Here is a 16,825-nt window from a genome sequence, read left to right as displayed (position 1 = left end):
TTGACTTTTACGGTAAATAACGCGTTAAGTTTACCGCCGGCGCGGTCAGAAGTTTTGCGCTGTCAAACGGCGCGTATCAGCCGGCATTTTCGCGTGATGATGGATCGAGCGGCCGCACGCTGCTCGCGCCGGATATCGTCGACAGCGCGGTGATCGCCTCTTCGCACCATTCCGCCACCATGCGCTCGTGGCGCAGTCCGAGCCGCAGGTTGAGAAGCTTGCCCATATCGGCAGGGGCGACGCTGCCATCAGCGTAATGCTTCTTGAGGATGCGGTCGTAGCGCTCGGCGCGGTCGCGATGATGTTCCAGCCGCGCCATCAGGTCGGCCCGGATCGGCCCGATGTCGGCGGCGCCCAGTGCATAGAGCCGGACGAGAAGATCGTCCTTCGTGGAAGCCGGTGTGCTCGGCCGCGCCGCCCAGCTGCGGAACGCCGCGCGGCCCTCGGGGGTCAACGTGTAGACCAGCTTGTTGGGCTTGCCGGTCTGCACCACCTCGCGACCTTGGATGTAGCCGCGGTCGCGCAGCCGCGACAGCTCGCGATAGATCTGCTGGTGGTCCGTCTTCCAGAAGAAGCCGATCGAGGAGTCGAACGTCTTGGCGAGCTCGTAGCCCGTCATCGGATGTTCGGTAAGGCAGGCGAGGATGGCGTCGCCGAGGGCCATGGCCGGAAACTGCTCCCGTTTTTCTGATCGTGTTCTGCCCCGCTCCACGCTTGACATTATGCACACTGGCGCATATGCGTCAATGTGCATATGGGGTGGTTGTGGTGCTGGCCTGTTCCGCCCCGAGGAGACGCCCAATGACAATGACCGGCCTCGATGGATGGTACGGCTATATGAGGTCTCACGATCTCGGCGCTTTGCGGGAGCTGCTGCACCCGGACGCCGTATTCGAAAGTCCCGTCGTGCATACGCCGCAGCGCGGCCGCGACATCACCTTCAAATACCTCGCAAGTGCCGAGAAAGTCCTGGGCGGTCCCGGATTCAAGTATGTCGGGGAGTGGCGTAACGCCACGGGCGCCGTGCTCGAATTCGAGAACGAGATCGAAGGCATCAAGCTCAACGGCGTCGACATCATCAGCTTCGACGACGCCGGTCTGATCACCCATTTCAAGGTCATGGTGCGCCCGCTCAAGGCGATCAACCTGCTGCACCGCCTGATGGGCGAACAGCTCGCCGCGATGAGCAAGCCGTCGTGACGTGACCGACGGCCGCAACGTGACGGCTGCCGCAAGTGCCTCAAACCCGCTACAGTCCGCGGCCTGCATTGTCTGCCGCGTCCGTGGAAATCCCAGTCTGAAACTTCAGCCTTCCTGCCGGAGACGCCGATGCCGATCTACAAAGCCCCCGTGGAAGATGTCACCTTCCTGCTCAACGACGTGTTCCAGATCGACCGCTACGACAATCTGCCGGGCTTCTCCGATGCCTCGGCCGATGTCCGCGAGGCGATCCTCGGCGAAGCCGCCAAGCTCGCCGAAGAGGTTCTGCACCCGCTGAATCGCGTGGGCGATCTCGAGGGCTGCAAGCGCCATGACGACGGCAGCGTGACAACGCCGAAGGGCTTCAAGGACGCCTACAAGCAGATCGTCGAGGGCGGCTGGCTCGGCCTGTCGGCACCGACCGAATATGGCGGCCAGGGCCTGCCGGTGACGCTCAGCCAGACCGTCAACGAGTTCCAGTGCTCCGCCAACATGGCCTTTTCCATGTATGGCGGCCTTACGATGGGCGCGACGGCGGCGCTCATCGTGCACGGCAATGAGGAGCAGAAGAAGACCTACGTGCCGAAGATGGTCGCCGGCGAATGGACCGGCACCATGAACCTGACCGAGCCGCATTGCGGCACCGATCTCGGTCTCTTGCGCACCAAGGCGGTGCGCCAGGCCGACGGCAGCTTCAAGATCTCCGGCACCAAGATTTTCATCTCCGCGGGCGAGCATGACCTCGCGGACAACATCATCCACCTCGTGCTCGCCCGCATCGAGGGTGCGCCGGCCGGCATCAAGGGCGTGTCGCTGTTCGTGGTGCCGAAGTTCATGGTCAACGCCGACGGCTCGGTCGGTGCGCGCAATGGCGTCAGCTGCGGCTCGATCGAGCACAAGATGGGCATCCACGGCAACTCGACCTGTGTGATGAACTACGACAACGCCACCGGCTGGCTGATTGGCGAAGAGAACAAGGGCATGCAGGGCATGTTCGTGATGATGAACGAGGCCCGGCTCGGCGTCGCCGTGCAGGGTCTCGCGCAATCCGAGGTCGCCTATCAGAACGCGGTGGCCTATGCGCGCGAGCGCATCCAGGGCCGCTCGCTGACCGGCGCCAAGGCGCCGGACAAGGCCGCCGATCCGATCATCGTGCATCCCGACGTGCGCCGCACCCTGCTGTCGATCCGCGCCTTCAACGAGGCCGCGCGCGCGATGGTGGTGTGGACCTCGCTGAAGAGCGACGTCGCGCACCGCTCGGCTGACCCGAAGGACCGCCAGGCGGCCGACGACCACATGGGCCTGATGACGCCGGTCATGAAGGGCTACATGACCGACATGGGCTTCGCCAACGCCGTCCAGGCGCAGCAGATGTATGGCGGCCACGGCTACATCGCCGAGCACGGCATGGAGCAGTTCGTGCGCGATGCCCGTATCGCCATGATCTACGAAGGCGCCAACGGCATCCAGGCGCTGGATCTCGTCGGCCGCAAGCTGCCGCGTGACGGCGGCCGTGCGGTGATGGCGTTCTTCAACGAGGTCGGGACCTTCGCCAAGGAGCAGGGCGGCAATGACGCGATGAAGCCGTTCGTAGCTCCCTTGTCGACCGCGCTCGGCCATCTGCAGCAGGCCACGACCTGGCTGATGCAGAACGCGATGACCAAGCCGGACAATGCCGGCGCCGCCGCGACCGACTACATGCATCTCTTTGCGCTGGTCACCTTCGGCTACATGTGGGCGAAGATGGCCAAGGTCGCGCAGGACAAGATTGCGGCCGGCGACAGCTCGACCTATCTCACCACCAAGCTGGTGACGGGCCGCTTCTTCATGGAGCGCGTGCTGCCCGAGACGGCGGCGCATCTCGCCCGCCTCCAGGCCGGCTGCGCGACCGTGATGGAACTGCCGGCGGAAGCCTTCTGATTTCGGAGCAAAGGCCGGTGCGCACCGCGTGCCGGCTATCGTTCCATGCTGACAACGACAAATTGGACCAGATGAGGAGGGCGTGATGCCTGAGGCCTTTATCTACGACCACGTACGGACTCCCCGCGGCCGCGGCAAGGCCGACGGCAGCCTGCATGAGGTGACCGCGCTCGCGCTCGCCACCGTGCCGCTGAAGGCGCTGAAGGACCGCAACAACATCCCTGAGGACGCGGTCGACGACGTCGTGCTCGGCGTGGTCGATCCGGTCGGCGAGGCCGGCTCCGACATCGCGCGCTTCGCCGCGCTGAATGCGGGTCTCGGCGATGCCGTTCCGGGCATTCAGATCAGCCGCTTCTGCGCCTCCGGCCTTGACGCCGTGAACTTCGCCGCGGCGCAGATCATGAGCGGCCAGCATGAGCTGGTCATCGGCGGCGGTGCGGAATCGATGAGCCGCGTCGGCATCGGTGCTTCCGGCGGTGCCTGGCCGATGGATCCGTCGATGGCGGTGCCCGCCTACTTCATGCCGCAGGGCGTCTCGGCGGACCTGATCGCGACCAAATACGGCTTCTCGCGCGACGACGTCGACGCCTATGCGGTCCAGAGCCAGCAGCGCGCCGCGAAGTCCTGGGAGGAAGGCCGCTTCGACAAGTCGGTTGTGCCGGTCAAGGACATCAACGGCCTGACCATCCTCGCCAAGGACGAGCACATGCGTCCGTCGACGACGATGCAGTCGCTGGCGCAGTTGCAGCCGTCGTTCGTGCAGATGGCGCAGATGGGCGGCTTCGACGCAGTGGCGATCCAGTCGCATCCGGAGATCGAGCGCGTCAACTACGTGCATCACGCCGGCAATTCGTCGGGCATCGTCGACGGCGCCGGTGCGGTGCTGCTCGGCAGCAAGGAGGCAGGCGCGAAGTATGGCATGAAGCCGCGCGCGAAAATCCGCGCCTTCGCCAATATCGGCTCGGAGCCCGCGATGATGCTGACGGGCCCGGTCGATGTCACCGAGAAGCTGTTCGAGCGCTCCGGCATGAAGAAGTCGGACATCGACCTGTTCGAGCTCAACGAAGCCTTCGCCTCGGTCGTGCTGCGTTACATGCAGGCGTTCGAGATCGACAAGGACAAGATCAACGTCAATGGCGGTGCGATTGCGCTCGGCCATCCCCTGGGCGCCACCGGCGCGATGATCCTCGGCACCGTGCTCGACGAGCTCGAGCGCACCGGCAAGGCGACCGCGCTGGTGACGCTGTGCATCGGCGGCGGCATGGGCACCGCGACCATCATCGAGCGGGTGTGACAACCGTAGGGCGGGTTAGCCGGAGGCGTAACCCGCCGTGTTGCGAGAGGTGGTGGGTTACGCTGCGCTAACCCACCCTACGATCGACGAATACAGGACAACGCCGCGCCGACTGGCTGCTGGCACCGAGGGAGATCCATATGGCCTTCAAGAACTTCAAGCTCGAAACCGATGCCGACGGCATTGCGCTGATCACCTGGGACATTCCGGGCCGTTCGATGAACGTGCTGGACGAGACCTCGACCAACGAGCTCGAGGCCATCGTCAAGCAGACCACCGCCGACGCCGCCATCAAGGGCGTCGTCATCACCTCGGCCAAGGAGGCGTTCTGCGCCGGCGCCGATCTGTCCATGCTCGAAGGCATGAACCGCATCTATGCGGATGTGCTGAAGAGCAAGGGTGAGGAAGCCGCCAACCAGATGCTGTTCGACACCAGCCGGCGCTTCTCGCAGATCAACCGCTCGATGGAGACCTCGGGCAAGCCGTGGGTCGCCGCGATCAACGGCCTCGCGCTCGGCGGCGGCTTCGAGATCACCCTGTCGTGCCACTACCGCGTCGCGGCCGAGAACCCGAAGACCCGCCTCGGCCTGCCCGAGATCAAGGTCGGCCTGTTCCCCGGCGCCGGCGGCACCCAGCGCGTGCCGCGCATCGTGCAGCCGCAGGACGCCATGAACCTGCTGCTGAAGGGCGAAGCGCTGACGCTGGACAAAGCCAAGGCGCTCAAGCTGGTCGATGCGATCGTGCCGGCCGCGGATCTCATCAAGGCGGCCAAGGACTGGATCAAGGGTGGCGGCAAGGCGGTTCAGCCGTGGGACGAGAAGGGCTTCAAGCTGCCCGGCGGCCCGGTGTTCTCGAAGAACGGCATGATGATGTTCCCGGCCGGCAACGCCATCTATCGCCGCGAGACCTACGACAACTATCCGGCCGCGCGCGCCATCATGAGCTGCGTGTATGAGGGCCTGCAGTTGCCGATCGACGCCGCGTTGCGGGTCGAGTCGCGCTACTTCACCAAGATCCTGCGCTCCAAGGAAGCGGCGGCGATGATCCGCAGCCTGTTCCTGTCGATGCAGGAATTGAACAAGGGCGCGCGTCGTCCGGCCGACGTGCCCGCGACCAAGCTGAAGAAGATCGCCGTGATCGGCGCCGGCTTCATGGGCGCCAGCGTCGGCTACGTCTCGGCGCGCGGCGGCCTCGAGGTGGTGCTGATCGATCGCGACCAGGAGAGTGCCGACAAGGGCAAGGCGCATGCGCAGAGCGTGATCGATGGCCTCGTCAAGAAGGGCCGCGCCAAGCCGGGCGAGGCCGAGGCGATCATGGGCCGCATCACCGCCACCGCCGACTACGCCGCGCTGAAGGATTGCGATCTCGTCATCGAGGCCGTGTTCGAGGACCGCAAGGTCAAGGCCGAGACCTATGCCAAGGCGCAACAGCACCTGAAGGACGGCGCGATCTTCGCGTCGAACACCTCGACTTTGCCGATCACCTCGCTGGCCGAGGAGTTCAAGGACCAGGGCCGCTTCATCGGCATCCACTTCTTCTCGCCGGTCGAGAAGATGATGCTGGTCGAGATCATCATGGGCAAGGCCACCGGCGACGTCGCGCTGGCGACCGCGCTGGACTATGTCCGCACCATCGGCAAGACCCCGATCGTCGTCAACGACTCCCGCGGCTTCTTCGCCAACCGCTGCGTGATGCGCTACATCGCCGAGGGCAACGAGATGTTCCTCGAAGGCGTGCCGCCGGCGATGATCGAGAACGCGGCCAAGATGGCCGGCATGCCGGTCGGCCCGCTGTCGCTGTCGGACGAGGTCGCGCTCGATCTCGGCCTGAAGATCATGAAGGCGACCGAGCACGATCTCGGCCCCAACGCGATCAACCAGGACCACAAGAAGCTGATGGTCGAGCTGGTCGAGAAGCAGGGCCGCTTCGGCCGCAAGAATGCCAAGGGCTTCTATGACTATCCCGAGAAGGGCAAGGGTCAGAAGAGCCTGTGGCCGGATCTGGCCAAGCTGCAGCCGAAGCATCTCGATCCGGATACGCTGGATGTCGAGGAGCTGAAGCAGCGCTTCCTGGTGGTGCAGGCGGTCGAAGCCGCGCGCACGGTCGAGGACCACGTCATTACCGACGTGCGCGAGGCCGATGTCGGCTCGATCCTCGGCTTCGGCTTCGCGCCGTTCACCGGCGGCACGCTGTCCTACATCGACTTCATGGGCACCAAGAAGTTCGTCGAGCTGTGCCACACCTTCACGGCGAAGTACGGCTCGCGCTTCGCGCCGCCGAAGCTCCTGGAGGAGATGGCCGCCAAGGGCGAAACCTTCTACGGCCGCTTCCCGCCGAAGAAGGCGGCGGCTTAGTCCTGTTGTGAGTTAGCACGGAGCCGGCCTCGCCCGATCTCCGTTCCCTCCCCCCTTGTGGGGGAGGGTTAGGGAGGGGGGTAGCCACAGGCGACGGTGTCCGTGGCTACCCCCCTCTCTATCTCTCCCCCACAAGGGGGGAGAGAACCTACTGCCCGGGTGGCAGCAGAGAGCTCTTTCAACAGCGAGCTCACCCCGCCTTCATCAGCCCTTCCTTGGTCAGCGCTTCCTGCACCTTGGGACGCGCCGCGACGCGGTTCTTGTAGGCCACGAGATTCGGCATCGCCGACAGGTCGAACTTCATCCGGTCGGCCCAGGTCAGGATGGTGAACAGATAGCCGTCGGCCACCGTGAACTGGCTGCCCATCAGGTAGTCGCGGCCGGCGAGCTGGCTGTCGATGTACTTGAACTTGCCCATCACCCGGTCCTTGAAGAACGCCTTGGCCTCGTCGGCGAGCACGGGAGAGAACATCGGGCCGAAGTTCTTGTGCAGCTCGGAGGTGATGAAGTTCAGCCACTCCAGCAGCTTGTAGCGCTCGCCGCTGTCGCGCGCCGGCGCCAATCCCTTGTCCTTGGCCTGGTCGGCGATCATCTGGACGATGACCGGTCCCTCGGTCACGATTTCGCCGCTCGGCAGCCCCAGGGCCGGCACCTGGCCCTTCGGATTGACCTTGAGATAATCGTCGCCATTTTCCAGGGTCTTGGCGCGCAGATCGACCTTGACCAGATCATAGGGCAGGCCGGCCTCGAGCAGGGCGATATGGGGCGAGAGCGAGCAGGCGCCGGGTGAATAATAAAGCTTCATCTTGTATTCCCTCCGTGAGACCTTTTCTTCGTGGAACCGGTCGGGGCGCCACATCCGCCTTTACATGCAGATGCATGGAATAGTCAAGATTGATGCAGCTGCATCGAATGCGCTAGACTGTGCATCTGAGGATACGAGCCGGCCCATGAAACGCAAACCATCGACCGAGGCGACCGCCGCCTGGATCCGCCTGATGCGGGTCCAGAGCCGGGTGCTGGACTGCGTCGAGCAGGAGCTGAAGAAGGCCGGGTTCCCGCCGCTCGCATGGTATGATGCGCTTCTCGAACTGTCGCGCGCGCCCTCCGGCGAGCTGCGTCCGGTCGAGCTGGAGCGGCAGATGCTGATCCCGCAATATTCCACCTCCCGGCTGATCGACCGTCTGGTCGACGAAGGTCTGGTCGTCCGGCGCGAATGCAAGATGGACAAGCGCGGCCAGTTCGTCGAGATCACCGAGGCCGGGCGCGAGCTGCAGAAGCGGATGTGGTCGGCCTATTCGGCCGCGATCGAGAAGCATGTCGGCTCCAAGCTGTCGGATACCGACGCCGCAAAGCTCTGCATGCTGCTGGATCGCCTCGGCTGCTCCTGTGGTCAGGCCGCTCCGTTGGCGGCCGGAGAGGGCGCAGCGATCCGATGAAGCATCCGTTCCCATTCACATCCGCGGCCCCCTGGGGTCCGCGGCCCTTCCTGTCACCACGCGCGACCCTCGAAGCGCTTCTGAACCGAGACTCCCATGGCGCGTGACCAGATCGATATGACCCCGTTGCAGTCGCGCGACGAGCTCGTGGCCTGGCTGGCCGCCGGCGTGAAGCCGCCGTCCGCCTTCCGCATCGGCACCGAGCACGAGAAGACGCCGTTCACGCTCGACGGTCACCGCCCGGTCCCCTACGAGGGCGCGCGCGGCATCGGCGCGCTGCTCGAAGGCATGAAGCTCTTGCTCGGCTGGGAGCCGATCATGGAGCGCGGCAACATCATCGGGCTCTATGACGTCACCGGCGGCGGCGCCATTTCGCTGGAGCCCGGCGGCCAGTTCGAGCTGTCCGGCGCGCCGGTCGAGACCGTGCACCAGACGCATGCGGAGCTGATGGCGCATCTGGCGCAGGTGCGCGAGATCGCGACCCCGCTCGGTATCGGCTTTCTCGGCCTGGGCATGACGCCGTCCTGGTCGCGCGCCGAAATTCCGATGATGCCCAAGGGCCGCTACAAGATCATGACCAGCTACATGCCGAAGGTCGGCAGGTATGGCCTCGACATGATGTACCGGACCTGCACCGTGCAGACCAATCTCGACTTCTCCTCCGAAGCCGACATGGTCAAGAAGCTCAGGGTCTCGGTGGCGCTGCAGCCGATCGCAACCGCGCTGTTCGCCAATTCGCCGTTCACCGAGGGCAAGCCGAACGGCTTCCTGTCGTTTCGCTCCGAGATCTGGCGCGACACCGACAATCAGCGCTCGGGCATGATCCCGTGGGCGTTCGAGGACGGTATGGGCTTCGAGCGCTGGGTCGACTACGCGCTCGATGTTCCGATGTATTTCGTGAAACGCGAGGAGACCTATATCGACGTCTCCGGCACCTCGTTCCGCGACTTCTTCGCAGGCAAGAACCCAGCGATGCCGGGCGAGCGGCCGACGCTGTCGGATTGGGCCAATCACCTCTCGACGATCTTCCCCGAGGTGCGTCTGAAGCGCTACCTGGAAATGCGCGGTGCCGACGGTGTGCCATGGGGCCGGCTGCCGGCGCTGCCGGCGTTCTGGGTCGGCCTGCTCTACGACGATGTCAGCCTCGATGCGGCCTGGGACCTCGTCAAGGACTGGACCGCGTTCGAGCGCCAGAACCTGCGCGACGACGTGCCGCGCCTCGGCTTCAAGACGCGCATCCGCAATCGCTACGTGTTCGAGGTGGCGAAGGAGTGCCTGACGCTCGCCCATCACGGCCTGCGCCGCCGCAACCGCGTCGATCAGAATGGCCGCGACGAGAGCCGCTATCTCGAGCCGCTCGATCAGATCATCGATTGCGGCCGCTCGCCGGCGGAGGAGATGCTGGAGAAGTTCGACGGCCCGTGGGGCGGCTCGGTCGAGCCGGCCTACGACGAATATGCGTTCTGATCGGAACGGCCGTCCCTGCAGCCGTCGCAGGTTCGCTGCGTCGCCTGTTCCACGTTGAGGCGGTTGGCGGCTCGGGTCCCCTGTTCTCTGTTGCGATTTGTGTCTCAGGATCGATTCAGCGCCTGGGCGCCGCTGCTTTGCCTTCCGCAGCTCCCCCGGTCCGGGCCGTTCATCCGCCATACAGGTTCGTGGCGATCAAATGACTGCCTAAAAACTCGCAAGAAAACTCGAACATTAACAATGGGTCGGATGGTTCAGCGGCGGCGCGTGGGGCGCTTCATCGGGGCATGGCTGAGGGCACTGGCGTGCCTGTTCGTGGCTGCCTGCCTGACGCCGGCTTCAGCCCAGACCTATTCCGATCGCCCCGGCGGCGACTACATGAGCGCGCCGATCGCCTCCGGCGACCCGGCCGATTGCGCGCTGCTGTGCGAGCACGACCGGCGCTGCCGCGCCTGGAGCTTCAGCTATCCGACCGTGATGGAAGCGGGTGCGGTGTGCTGGCTGAAGAACAGCGTGCCGTCGCGGGTGCCGGACAATTGCTGCGTTTCCGGCGTGCGCGGCGCGGGTGTCGTCGAGATCCGCAATGATGCGGTCGAGACGTCGATCGACCGTCCCGGCGGCGACTACCGCAGCTTCGACATCAAGACCACTGATCTGAAGGGCGGCGACAAGGCCGAGAAGGCCGCCGACAAGGGCGACAAGAGCAGCGGCGACAAGGCGGTGGACAAGAAGGAAGAAAAGGCCGCCGACGCCGAGGAGATCTGCAAGGCCGCCTGCACCGGCGACAACAAGTGCCGCGCCTGGACCTTCGCCCGACCAGGCTATGCCGGCAAGGAGGCGCATTGCTTCCTGAAGAAGGAAATCAAGCCGCCGCGGCGCAAGGCGGGCTTCACGTCGGGCGTCGTTCGCTGACCTGGCAAACGTCCGGCCCGCAGATTTTCTGCATCGTCGGGTAACATTGCATCCGTCTCCTGCGTATTGAACGACGGCACCGGACGGCTTTCGCCGCCGGCTGCCTGTCGCAACGCAGAGATCGGGTGTGTCATGACGTTTTCGCGCAGGTTCTTCGTCACCGCAGCAGTCGCTGCCACGTTTGCTTTCGCTGGGCTGAAGGCGGCCTCCGCCATCGAGACCGCCTATTCGGACGCCGCCTTCAAGGCTGCTCAAGCGGCTGGGCAGCCGATCCTGATCGAGATCCATGCCGGATGGTGCCCGACCTGCAAGGCGCAGAAGCCGATCATCGACAAGCTCGCGGCAGAACCCAAATTCAAGGACCTCAAGATTTTCCGCGTCGACTTCGACGACATGAAGCCGGCGGTGAAAGCGTTCGGCGCGCAGATGCAGTCGACCCTGATCACCTTCAAGGGAACCACCGAGACCGGACGTTCGGTCGGCGACACCAAGGAAGCCTCGATCGCGGCGCTGCTCGACAAGAGCCTGTAGCGCATCATGCTCGCGCTGCTGCTGGCCTTCGTGGCCGGCCTGCTCTCGATCCTGTCGCCCTGCGTGCTGCCGCTGGTGCCGATCGTGCTCGGCGCGGCGGCCTCCGCGCATCCGCGCGGTGCGCTGGCGCTCGCGGCCGGCCTTGCGCTGTCCTTCACCGGTATCGGCCTGTTCATCGCCCTCGCGGGCAACTCCATCGGCCTCGATGCCGGCGCGTTCCGTCTTGTCGCAGCGATCATCATGCTGGCGATCGGCGTCGTGCTGCTGGTGCCGTCCTGGCAGGCGCAACTCGCCGTCGCAGGTGGACCGGTGCAGCGCTGGGCCGACTGGCATTCCCAGGGCTTCGCAACGTCGGGCGCCGGCGGCCAGTTCATGATCGGGCTGCTGCTCGGCGCGGTGTGGTCGCCCTGTGTCGGTCCGACCTTGGGCGCGGCGTCGCTGCTGGCCTCGCAGGGACGCGACCTCGTGATGGTGAGCCTGACCATGCTGGCCTTCGGCCTCGGCGCCGGCCTGCCGCTGGTCGTGCTCGGGGTGCTGTCGCGAACGACCATGGTACGCCTGCGCGCGCGGCTGCTGTCGGCCGGCAAGCTCGGCAAGATGCTGATGGGGGCGGCCTTCGTCGTCGTCGCGGTCGCGATCCTCAGCGGCGTCGACAAGCAGCTCGAGGCGTGGCTGGTCGCCGTCTCGCCGGCGTGGCTGACGGAGCTGACGACGTCGATCTAACGCCCGAGCTGCATAGGCGGACCCACAACTCAGTGTCATTCCGGAGCGTGGCTCCGCGCGCCCCGGAATGAGCTGTTGCTATCCGCGTGGATCATTCCTCAGGAGCGATCACCGTGATCTCCGGCCACAGTGCCTTCCAGCGCGCCGCCTTGGCCGTGTAGTTCGTCACCGAGAAATTGGCCGTATAGTTCGGACGCACGATCATCTGGGCGATGTCGTCGAGGCCCTTGGGGGCATAGAGCTCGTAGCCGCCAGAAGCCGGTCGGATGCCGACCTGCGTGTTCACGGTGAGGAAGCGATCGATGCCGTCGGTGGACCGTGTCACGGCAGGGTAGGGCCGGCCGTGCTTGGTCGGATACCAGAGATGCACGCGCGCCTGATTGCGGACTTCGACTTTGGCATCGACCCGATCGAGACAGGATGCCATGCGCCGGATCACGGCATCCTCGGCATCCCACGACGTGTCGGGATCGAAGTAGAAGATATCGTAGTCGTTGATGCCGTGATCGACCGGGCGGCCGGTGCGCACGTTCCAGACCGTCTGGGTCAGGCAGCCGGCGACGATCCACGCATCAGGCAGCGTCGTCACGCGCAGCATATCCAGGATCGCCGTGTTGACGGGATTGCGGAGCGCTGACGCGACGAAGTCCTCTTCGGTCATGCCCGTGGATAGCATGCAAATGGCATCCGATCATGCGGACATTGCTGCACCCACCGCACCGGATGCGGGAAAAAGCCGAGCGCTCAACCGCGATCGAACGCGGCGACGGCTTTCCGGGACGCCAGTGCCCGCCACTGCCGCCGCAGCAGCGGCGCGACGTCAGCGGCTCTCGCCTCGGACAGCCGCAGCAGCACGATTGGATAATCGCGGTAGTGATCAGTGAAATAGAACAGCTTCGGCCGGCTTTCCGCCAGCATCGCGCGTTCGTCCGGCGGCACGCCCGGAAGGACGAGACTGTTCCCGTCCTCCTTCAGGCGCGCCAGCATCTTGTTGCGTACCTTCAGCGCTGACGTCCCGTAGGACGTGCCGTCCTCGACCTCCGGCCATGCCAGCGCGAGCGCCCTGACATCGTCGAAGGTCATCGGCGTTCGTTCAACGCACCGCGGTGAAGAAGCGATCCAGCCGGAAGCCGGACAGCCAAGCCCAGACCGGCTGGTTCTTGTAGCCAAGGTCCCAGGAGCCGACCACGGCATCGGCGCGGCCGACGAGATTGTCGATCGGCAGCAGGCCGACGCCGCCATCGCGCAAGGCCACGCGGCTGTCGGCGGAGTTGTCGCGGTTATCGCCGAGCACGAACAGCTTGCCGGGCGGCACCGTCACCTCCGGCGTGTTGTCGAGACGGCCGTTGTCGCGCATCTTGAAGATCAGGTGCGAGACGCCGTTCGGCAGCGTCTCGACGTAGCGATAGGCCGGATCGTTGCGGCCGGTGTCGTCCTCGGCATCGCCGATGCCGTCCGGCTTCAGCGCGGCCGCCTGGCCGTTGATGTAGAGCTGACCCTGGCGCATCTGGATGCGGTCGCCGGGCAGGCCGACTACGCGCTTGACCCAGGCCTGCGAGGTGTCGCCCGGCCAGCGGAACACGACGACGTCGCCGCGCTTCGGCGTCTCGCCGAACAGGCGGCCGGTCTCCGGCAGCGTGATCTGCATCGGCAGCGACGAGGTGCCGTAGCCGTAGGGGAATTTGGAGGCGAGCAGGGCGTCGCCGATCATCAGGGTCGGCTCCATCGAGCCCGACGGCACGTAGAACGGCTCGGCGATCGCGCCCTTGGCGACGAACACCACCATGACGACCGCGACGAGCTGCGCGAGCTGGCCGCCCCAGGTGCTTTCCTTGCGGACGGCGCCCGTGCGCGGGGCCTTGGTGCTGGTCTTGTCCGTGGACATCTTCTCAAGGCTCATCGGCCCGTGCCTCCGACCGTAATGCGATCCATGCGAAGCGTCGGCTGGCCGACGCCGACCGGCACGCCCTGGCCGTTCTTGCCGCAGGTGCCGATGCCGGTGTCCAGCGACAGATCGTTGCCGATCATGCTGATGCGGTTGAGGTCGGTCGGACCGTTGCCGATCAGCATCGCGCCCTTCACCGGCGCGCCGACCTTGCCGTTCTCGATCCTGTAGGCCTCGGTGCACTGGAAGACATATTTGCCCGAGGTGATGTCGACCTGGCCGCCGCCGAAATTGACGGCGTAAATGCCGTTCTTGACGGAGGCGATGATCTCGGCCGGATCGCGCTCGCCGGCCAGCATGTAGGTGTTGGTCATGCGCGGCATCGGCACGTGTGCGTAGCCCTGGCGGCGGCCGTTGCCGGTCGGCGCCATGTTCATCAGCCGGGCGTTCTGGCGGTCCTGCATGTAGCCGACCAGGATGCCGTCCTCGATCAGCACGGTGCGGCTGGTCGGCGTGCCCTCGTCGTCGATCGACAGCGAGCCGCGGCGCGAGGCCATGGTGCCGTCATCGACCACGGTGACGCCCTTGGCGGCGACCGGCTTGCCCAGCAGCCCGGCGAAGGCGGAGGTCTTCTTGCGGTTGAAGTCGCCCTCGAGGCCGTGGCCGACCGCCTCGTGCAGCATCACGCCGGGCCAGCCGGCGCCGAGCACGACGTCCATCTCGCCGGCGGGGGCGGGCACGGATTCGAGGTTGACCAGCGCCTCGCGCAGCGCGCCGTCGGCGGCCTCGCGCCAGGCCTTGGTCTCGATGAAGCGGGCATAGGCCTCGCGGCCGCCATAGCCCTTGCTGCCGCTCTCCTGGCGGTCGCCCTGGCCGGCGACGACGGAAACATTGACGCGCACCAGCGGGCGGATGTCGCGATAGCTCTCGCCGTCGGGACGCAGGATCTCCACGACTTGCCAGGTCGCGCCGAGCGACACCGTCACCTGGCGCACGCGCGGATCCTTGTCGCGCAAATACGCGTCGATCTCGCCGAGCAGCTTGACCTTGCTTTCGAACCCCGGGGCGTCCAGCGGATTGTCGTCGCCATAGAGCCGGACGTTGGTGTGCGGCGGCGCGCTCGCGAACGTGCCGGAATAGCCGCCGCGCACGGCGCTGACGGCATCGGCCGCGCGCATCAGGGCCGGCAGCGAGACGTCGGAGGAATGGGCATAGCCGACTGCATCGTCCTTCACCGCGCGCAGGCCGAATCCCTGGCTGGTGTCGTAGGTCGCCTGCTTCAGCCGGCCATTGTCGAAGGTCAGTGCCTCGGTCTGGCTGTATTCGAAGAACAATTCGCCGTCATCGGCGCCGGCCAGGCCACGCCCGACCTCGCTCCGGACCGCATCACGGTCCAGGTTGGCGCGCTCGAGCAGGGAGGTGGTGGGAGCAGTCATGTGTCAATCCGTTGTCGGAGCGTTCATTCCAAGATAGTTGTTTTGACGCCGGGGCGCGAGGGGCTGGATGATTACCGAACTGACATGGTTGAGATCGTTCCCATCACGTCCGCTCACATCGAGAGCTTCCACCGCACGCTCGATTACGTCGCGCGCGAACGGCGCTATCTGTCGTTCGTGCAGGCGCCGCCGCTCGAGTCGACGCGCGCCTTCATTCTGAACAACATCCACGAGGGATATCCGCAATTCGTCGCTCTCTCGGCCGGGGAGGTGGTGGGCTGGTGCGATGTGACGCCCAAATCAGGGCCAATCGATGCCCGGATCGGGGTGCTCGGCATGGGCCTAATGCCGCAGTTCCGGCACCAGGGCCTGGGCCGACGACTGATGGCGGCGGCGCTCGAGGCGGCGCGGGTGGCCGGCTTCTCGCGCGTCGAGCTCACCGTTTACCGCAGCAACACCAACGCCATCAGGCTGTACCAGCAGGCCGGATTCCTTCTCAAGGCGGTGCAGCCGCGGGAGCCCGGCGATGATGGGTTCGACAAGACCTTGCTGGTGATGGCGCTGGCGCTCGACGGGCGGCGCTGAGGCCGCGGGCGCGCATTCAGATGCGCGAACTCACGGCCCGATCACGTCATCGTGCGAATCCCGTCAATCGCGACCGACGTCAGGGCAGCTTGTCGAAGCCTTCGGCGAGGCCGTTGAGGCTCAGCGGGAAGCCGATGCCTTCCTCCGGCGTCTCGAAGATGATGAAGGTCGCGGTCTTCGCCGTCTTGAGCTGGCCCAGCAGCTTGTCCTCCAGCACCACCTCGGCGACGCAGCCATTGGGCAGACAGCGCACGAAACCGGCGCGGCCGACGTCCTGGTTGTCCAGCTTCAGGCCGAGGCCGGACGGCAGCAGCACGCCGAGCGGCGCCACCACACGCATCAGCCGGCTCTTCTGGTCGGCGGTCTTCAGCATGATCACGGTGAGGCCGGCATTGGAGCGGTCCTCGGCTACGACGCTCTGGATCAGCGCGCACTGCTCGGCCTGCGCGCCGGGCGGCGTGTCGCAGCGGATCTGCCAGTCGCCATGCACCGAGCGCACCGCGCCCTGCGCCCACGCCGCATGCGGCACGCCGACGACCGTCGCAGCGATCATCGCGACCGCGGTCGCTGCGGCGGAGGTCATCGCGGCAACACGCGTGAGTCGCGCACGCACCGCGCTGAATCGGTACAAACGGCGCGAGTCATTCGCAGCTGGGGTCGACATGTCAGCTGTCCTGTCCGTTGAAACCCTGATCCGGGTCGGTGCCATGACAATTTCCTGTGGGTGATCTGCGCGTCCGACGCCATGATACGGCAATGATGGCGTCTTGAGGACAGCGTCATCGGCGTACGGCACGAAACGATACCCAAAATGGCCGCACCCTGGTGGGCGCTGCCGCTGCGCCTCGCCGAATCAGCCTCGCAAACGGCCGTGTCCCGTTTGCCTACATCGCGCCGCACGCCTGTCAAGCGCCCGTTGCCCGCGAAATCACGGCATGCGGCAATCTCCCGGAAAATACGCTCGTCGCGACGAACAGCGCGGCGCGCGATATCAGGCGCAAGACTGCATTGCGATAGATCAAGAATTATGGTTTGAGAAGAAAGATTTCGTCATTCCAGTGAACTGGCCCAGGTGCTTT

General features: G+C 65.6%; 17 protein-coding genes. 10 read left to right on the top strand and 7 right to left on the bottom strand.

Annotation, left to right across the window (positions count from 1 at the left end; genetic code table 11):
- Positions 1–76 precede the first annotated feature (76 nt).
- The gene (locus ACQR10_RS25920; protein ID WP_315801554.1) at positions 77–664 is read right to left on the bottom strand and encodes a PadR family transcriptional regulator; all 588 of its coding nucleotides are present in this window, start codon (positions 662–664) and stop codon (positions 77–79) included.
- A gap of 137 nt (positions 665–801) precedes the next feature.
- Between ACQR10_RS25920 and ACQR10_RS25915 the strand changes: the two genes are divergently transcribed.
- From ACQR10_RS25915 to ACQR10_RS25900, 4 genes are all read left to right on the top strand, one after another.
- Positions 802–1,200: a nuclear transport factor 2 family protein gene (locus ACQR10_RS25915; RefSeq protein ID WP_315717936.1), complete on the top strand. Its 399-nt coding sequence runs from the start codon at positions 802–804 to the stop codon at positions 1,198–1,200.
- A gap of 129 nt (positions 1,201–1,329) precedes the next feature.
- On the top strand, positions 1,330–3,120 hold the full coding sequence (locus tag ACQR10_RS25910) for an acyl-CoA dehydrogenase C-terminal domain-containing protein (protein ID WP_315801553.1): 1,791 nt from the start codon (positions 1,330–1,332) through the stop codon (positions 3,118–3,120).
- Positions 3,121–3,205: 85 nt separating this feature from the next.
- Positions 3,206–4,414 carry an acetyl-CoA C-acetyltransferase gene (locus ACQR10_RS25905; protein WP_315801552.1) on the top strand — a complete coding sequence of 403 codons (1,209 nt, stop codon included), beginning with the start codon at positions 3,206–3,208 and terminating at the stop codon, positions 4,412–4,414.
- A 140-nt stretch (positions 4,415–4,554) separates the two neighbouring features.
- Entirely contained in the window at positions 4,555–6,768 is a 2,214-nt protein-coding gene (locus ACQR10_RS25900; RefSeq protein ID WP_315801551.1) for a 3-hydroxyacyl-CoA dehydrogenase NAD-binding domain-containing protein, read from the top strand.
- 190 nt (positions 6,769–6,958) lie between these two features.
- Here the strand turns inward: ACQR10_RS25900 and gstA are convergent, their stop codons facing one another.
- Entirely contained in the window at positions 6,959–7,573 is a 615-nt protein-coding gene (gene gstA, locus ACQR10_RS25895; RefSeq protein ID WP_316218180.1) for a glutathione transferase GstA, read from the bottom strand.
- Positions 7,574–7,718: 145 nt separating this feature from the next.
- Here gstA and ACQR10_RS25890 point away from each other — a divergent pair, with 145 nt between their 5' ends.
- The 5 genes from ACQR10_RS25890 to ACQR10_RS25870 all read left to right on the top strand — a co-directional run bounded on the left by ACQR10_RS25890 (position 7,719) and on the right by ACQR10_RS25870 (position 11,840).
- Positions 7,719–8,207: a MarR family winged helix-turn-helix transcriptional regulator gene (locus ACQR10_RS25890; protein ID WP_315801549.1), complete on the top strand. Its 489-nt coding sequence runs from the start codon at positions 7,719–7,721 to the stop codon at positions 8,205–8,207.
- A gap of 96 nt (positions 8,208–8,303) precedes the next feature.
- The gene (locus ACQR10_RS25885; RefSeq protein WP_316218181.1) at positions 8,304–9,674 is read left to right on the top strand and encodes a glutamate--cysteine ligase; all 1,371 of its coding nucleotides are present in this window, start codon (positions 8,304–8,306) and stop codon (positions 9,672–9,674) included.
- A gap of 249 nt (positions 9,675–9,923) precedes the next feature.
- A complete protein-coding gene (locus ACQR10_RS25880; protein WP_315801766.1) occupies positions 9,924–10,586 on the top strand; it encodes a PAN domain-containing protein in 663 nt (220 codons plus the stop codon).
- A gap of 132 nt (positions 10,587–10,718) precedes the next feature.
- Positions 10,719–11,117: a thioredoxin family protein gene (locus ACQR10_RS25875; RefSeq protein WP_316218183.1), complete on the top strand. Its 399-nt coding sequence runs from the start codon at positions 10,719–10,721 to the stop codon at positions 11,115–11,117.
- A 6-nt stretch (positions 11,118–11,123) separates the two neighbouring features.
- Positions 11,124–11,840: a cytochrome c biogenesis CcdA family protein gene (locus ACQR10_RS25870; RefSeq protein WP_316181952.1), complete on the top strand. Its 717-nt coding sequence runs from the start codon at positions 11,124–11,126 to the stop codon at positions 11,838–11,840.
- 91 nt (positions 11,841–11,931) lie between these two features.
- Here the strand turns inward: ACQR10_RS25870 and ACQR10_RS25865 are convergent, their stop codons facing one another.
- The 4 genes from ACQR10_RS25865 to tldD form a co-directional block, all read right to left on the bottom strand.
- A complete protein-coding gene (locus ACQR10_RS25865) occupies positions 11,932–12,501 on the bottom strand; it encodes a nucleotidyltransferase family protein (RefSeq protein WP_316218234.1) in 570 nt (189 codons plus the stop codon).
- Between the two features lie 83 nt (positions 12,502–12,584).
- On the bottom strand, positions 12,585–12,923 hold the full coding sequence (locus tag ACQR10_RS25860; protein WP_316218185.1) for an MmcQ/YjbR family DNA-binding protein: 339 nt from the start codon (positions 12,921–12,923) through the stop codon (positions 12,585–12,587).
- Positions 12,924–12,933: 10 nt separating this feature from the next.
- Positions 12,934–13,740, bottom strand: coding sequence for a signal peptidase I (lepB, locus tag ACQR10_RS25855; protein ID WP_409997896.1), 807 nt, complete (start codon positions 13,738–13,740; stop codon positions 12,934–12,936).
- On the bottom strand, positions 13,737–15,161 hold the full coding sequence (gene tldD, locus ACQR10_RS25850; protein WP_315801544.1) for a metalloprotease TldD: 1,425 nt from the start codon (positions 15,159–15,161) through the stop codon (positions 13,737–13,739). Before tldD ends, lepB begins: the two co-directional genes overlap by 4 nt.
- Positions 15,162–15,245: 84 nt before the next feature.
- Between tldD and ACQR10_RS25845 the strand changes: the two genes are divergently transcribed.
- Positions 15,246–15,746, top strand: a complete 501-nt coding sequence (locus ACQR10_RS25845; RefSeq protein WP_316218186.1) for a GNAT family N-acetyltransferase — start codon at positions 15,246–15,248, stop codon at positions 15,744–15,746.
- A gap of 79 nt (positions 15,747–15,825) precedes the next feature.
- Here the strand turns inward: ACQR10_RS25845 and ACQR10_RS25840 are convergent, their stop codons facing one another.
- Entirely contained in the window at positions 15,826–16,455 is a 630-nt protein-coding gene (locus ACQR10_RS25840; RefSeq protein ID WP_315801543.1) for an invasion associated locus B family protein, read from the bottom strand.
- Positions 16,456–16,825 lie beyond the last annotated feature (370 nt).

The sequence above is a fragment of the Bradyrhizobium sp. HKCCYLRH2060 genome (assembly GCF_051168135.1).
Classification (GTDB): Bacteria; Pseudomonadota; Alphaproteobacteria; order Rhizobiales; family Xanthobacteraceae; genus Bradyrhizobium.
Note: the sequence above shows the minus strand (reverse complement) of the source record. Positions and strands in the feature narration are given on the sequence as shown.

Coding starts and splice junctions, on each gene's coding strand:
- tldD (WP_315801544.1), bottom strand. CDS start 15,161: ATGACTGCTCCCACCACCTCCCTGCTCGAGCGCGCCAACCTGGACCGT.
- ACQR10_RS25900 (WP_315801551.1), top strand. CDS start 4,555: ATGGCCTTCAAGAACTTCAAGCTCGAAACCGATGCCGACGGCATTGCG.
- ACQR10_RS25920 (WP_315801554.1), bottom strand. CDS start 664: ATGGCCCTCGGCGACGCCATCCTCGCCTGCCTTACCGAACATCCGATG.
- ACQR10_RS25910 (WP_315801553.1), top strand. CDS start 1,330: ATGCCGATCTACAAAGCCCCCGTGGAAGATGTCACCTTCCTGCTCAAC.
- ACQR10_RS25840 (WP_315801543.1), bottom strand. CDS start 16,455: ATGGCACCGACCCGGATCAGGGTTTCAACGGACAGGACAGCTGACATG.
- ACQR10_RS25865 (WP_316218234.1), bottom strand. CDS start 12,501: ATGACCGAAGAGGACTTCGTCGCGTCAGCGCTCCGCAATCCCGTCAAC.
- ACQR10_RS25870 (WP_316181952.1), top strand. CDS start 11,124: ATGCTCGCGCTGCTGCTGGCCTTCGTGGCCGGCCTGCTCTCGATCCTG.
- ACQR10_RS25880 (WP_315801766.1), top strand. CDS start 9,924: ATGGTTCAGCGGCGGCGCGTGGGGCGCTTCATCGGGGCATGGCTGAGG.
- ACQR10_RS25845 (WP_316218186.1), top strand. CDS start 15,246: ATGGTTGAGATCGTTCCCATCACGTCCGCTCACATCGAGAGCTTCCAC.
- ACQR10_RS25890 (WP_315801549.1), top strand. CDS start 7,719: ATGAAACGCAAACCATCGACCGAGGCGACCGCCGCCTGGATCCGCCTG.
- ACQR10_RS25875 (WP_316218183.1), top strand. CDS start 10,719: ATGACGTTTTCGCGCAGGTTCTTCGTCACCGCAGCAGTCGCTGCCACG.
- gstA (WP_316218180.1), bottom strand. CDS start 7,573: ATGAAGCTTTATTATTCACCCGGCGCCTGCTCGCTCTCGCCCCATATC.
- lepB (WP_409997896.1), bottom strand. CDS start 13,740: ATGAGCCTTGAGAAGATGTCCACGGACAAGACCAGCACCAAGGCCCCG.
- ACQR10_RS25860 (WP_316218185.1), bottom strand. CDS start 12,923: ATGACCTTCGACGATGTCAGGGCGCTCGCGCTGGCATGGCCGGAGGTC.
- ACQR10_RS25915 (WP_315717936.1), top strand. CDS start 802: ATGACAATGACCGGCCTCGATGGATGGTACGGCTATATGAGGTCTCAC.
- ACQR10_RS25905 (WP_315801552.1), top strand. CDS start 3,206: ATGCCTGAGGCCTTTATCTACGACCACGTACGGACTCCCCGCGGCCGC.
- ACQR10_RS25885 (WP_316218181.1), top strand. CDS start 8,304: ATGGCGCGTGACCAGATCGATATGACCCCGTTGCAGTCGCGCGACGAG.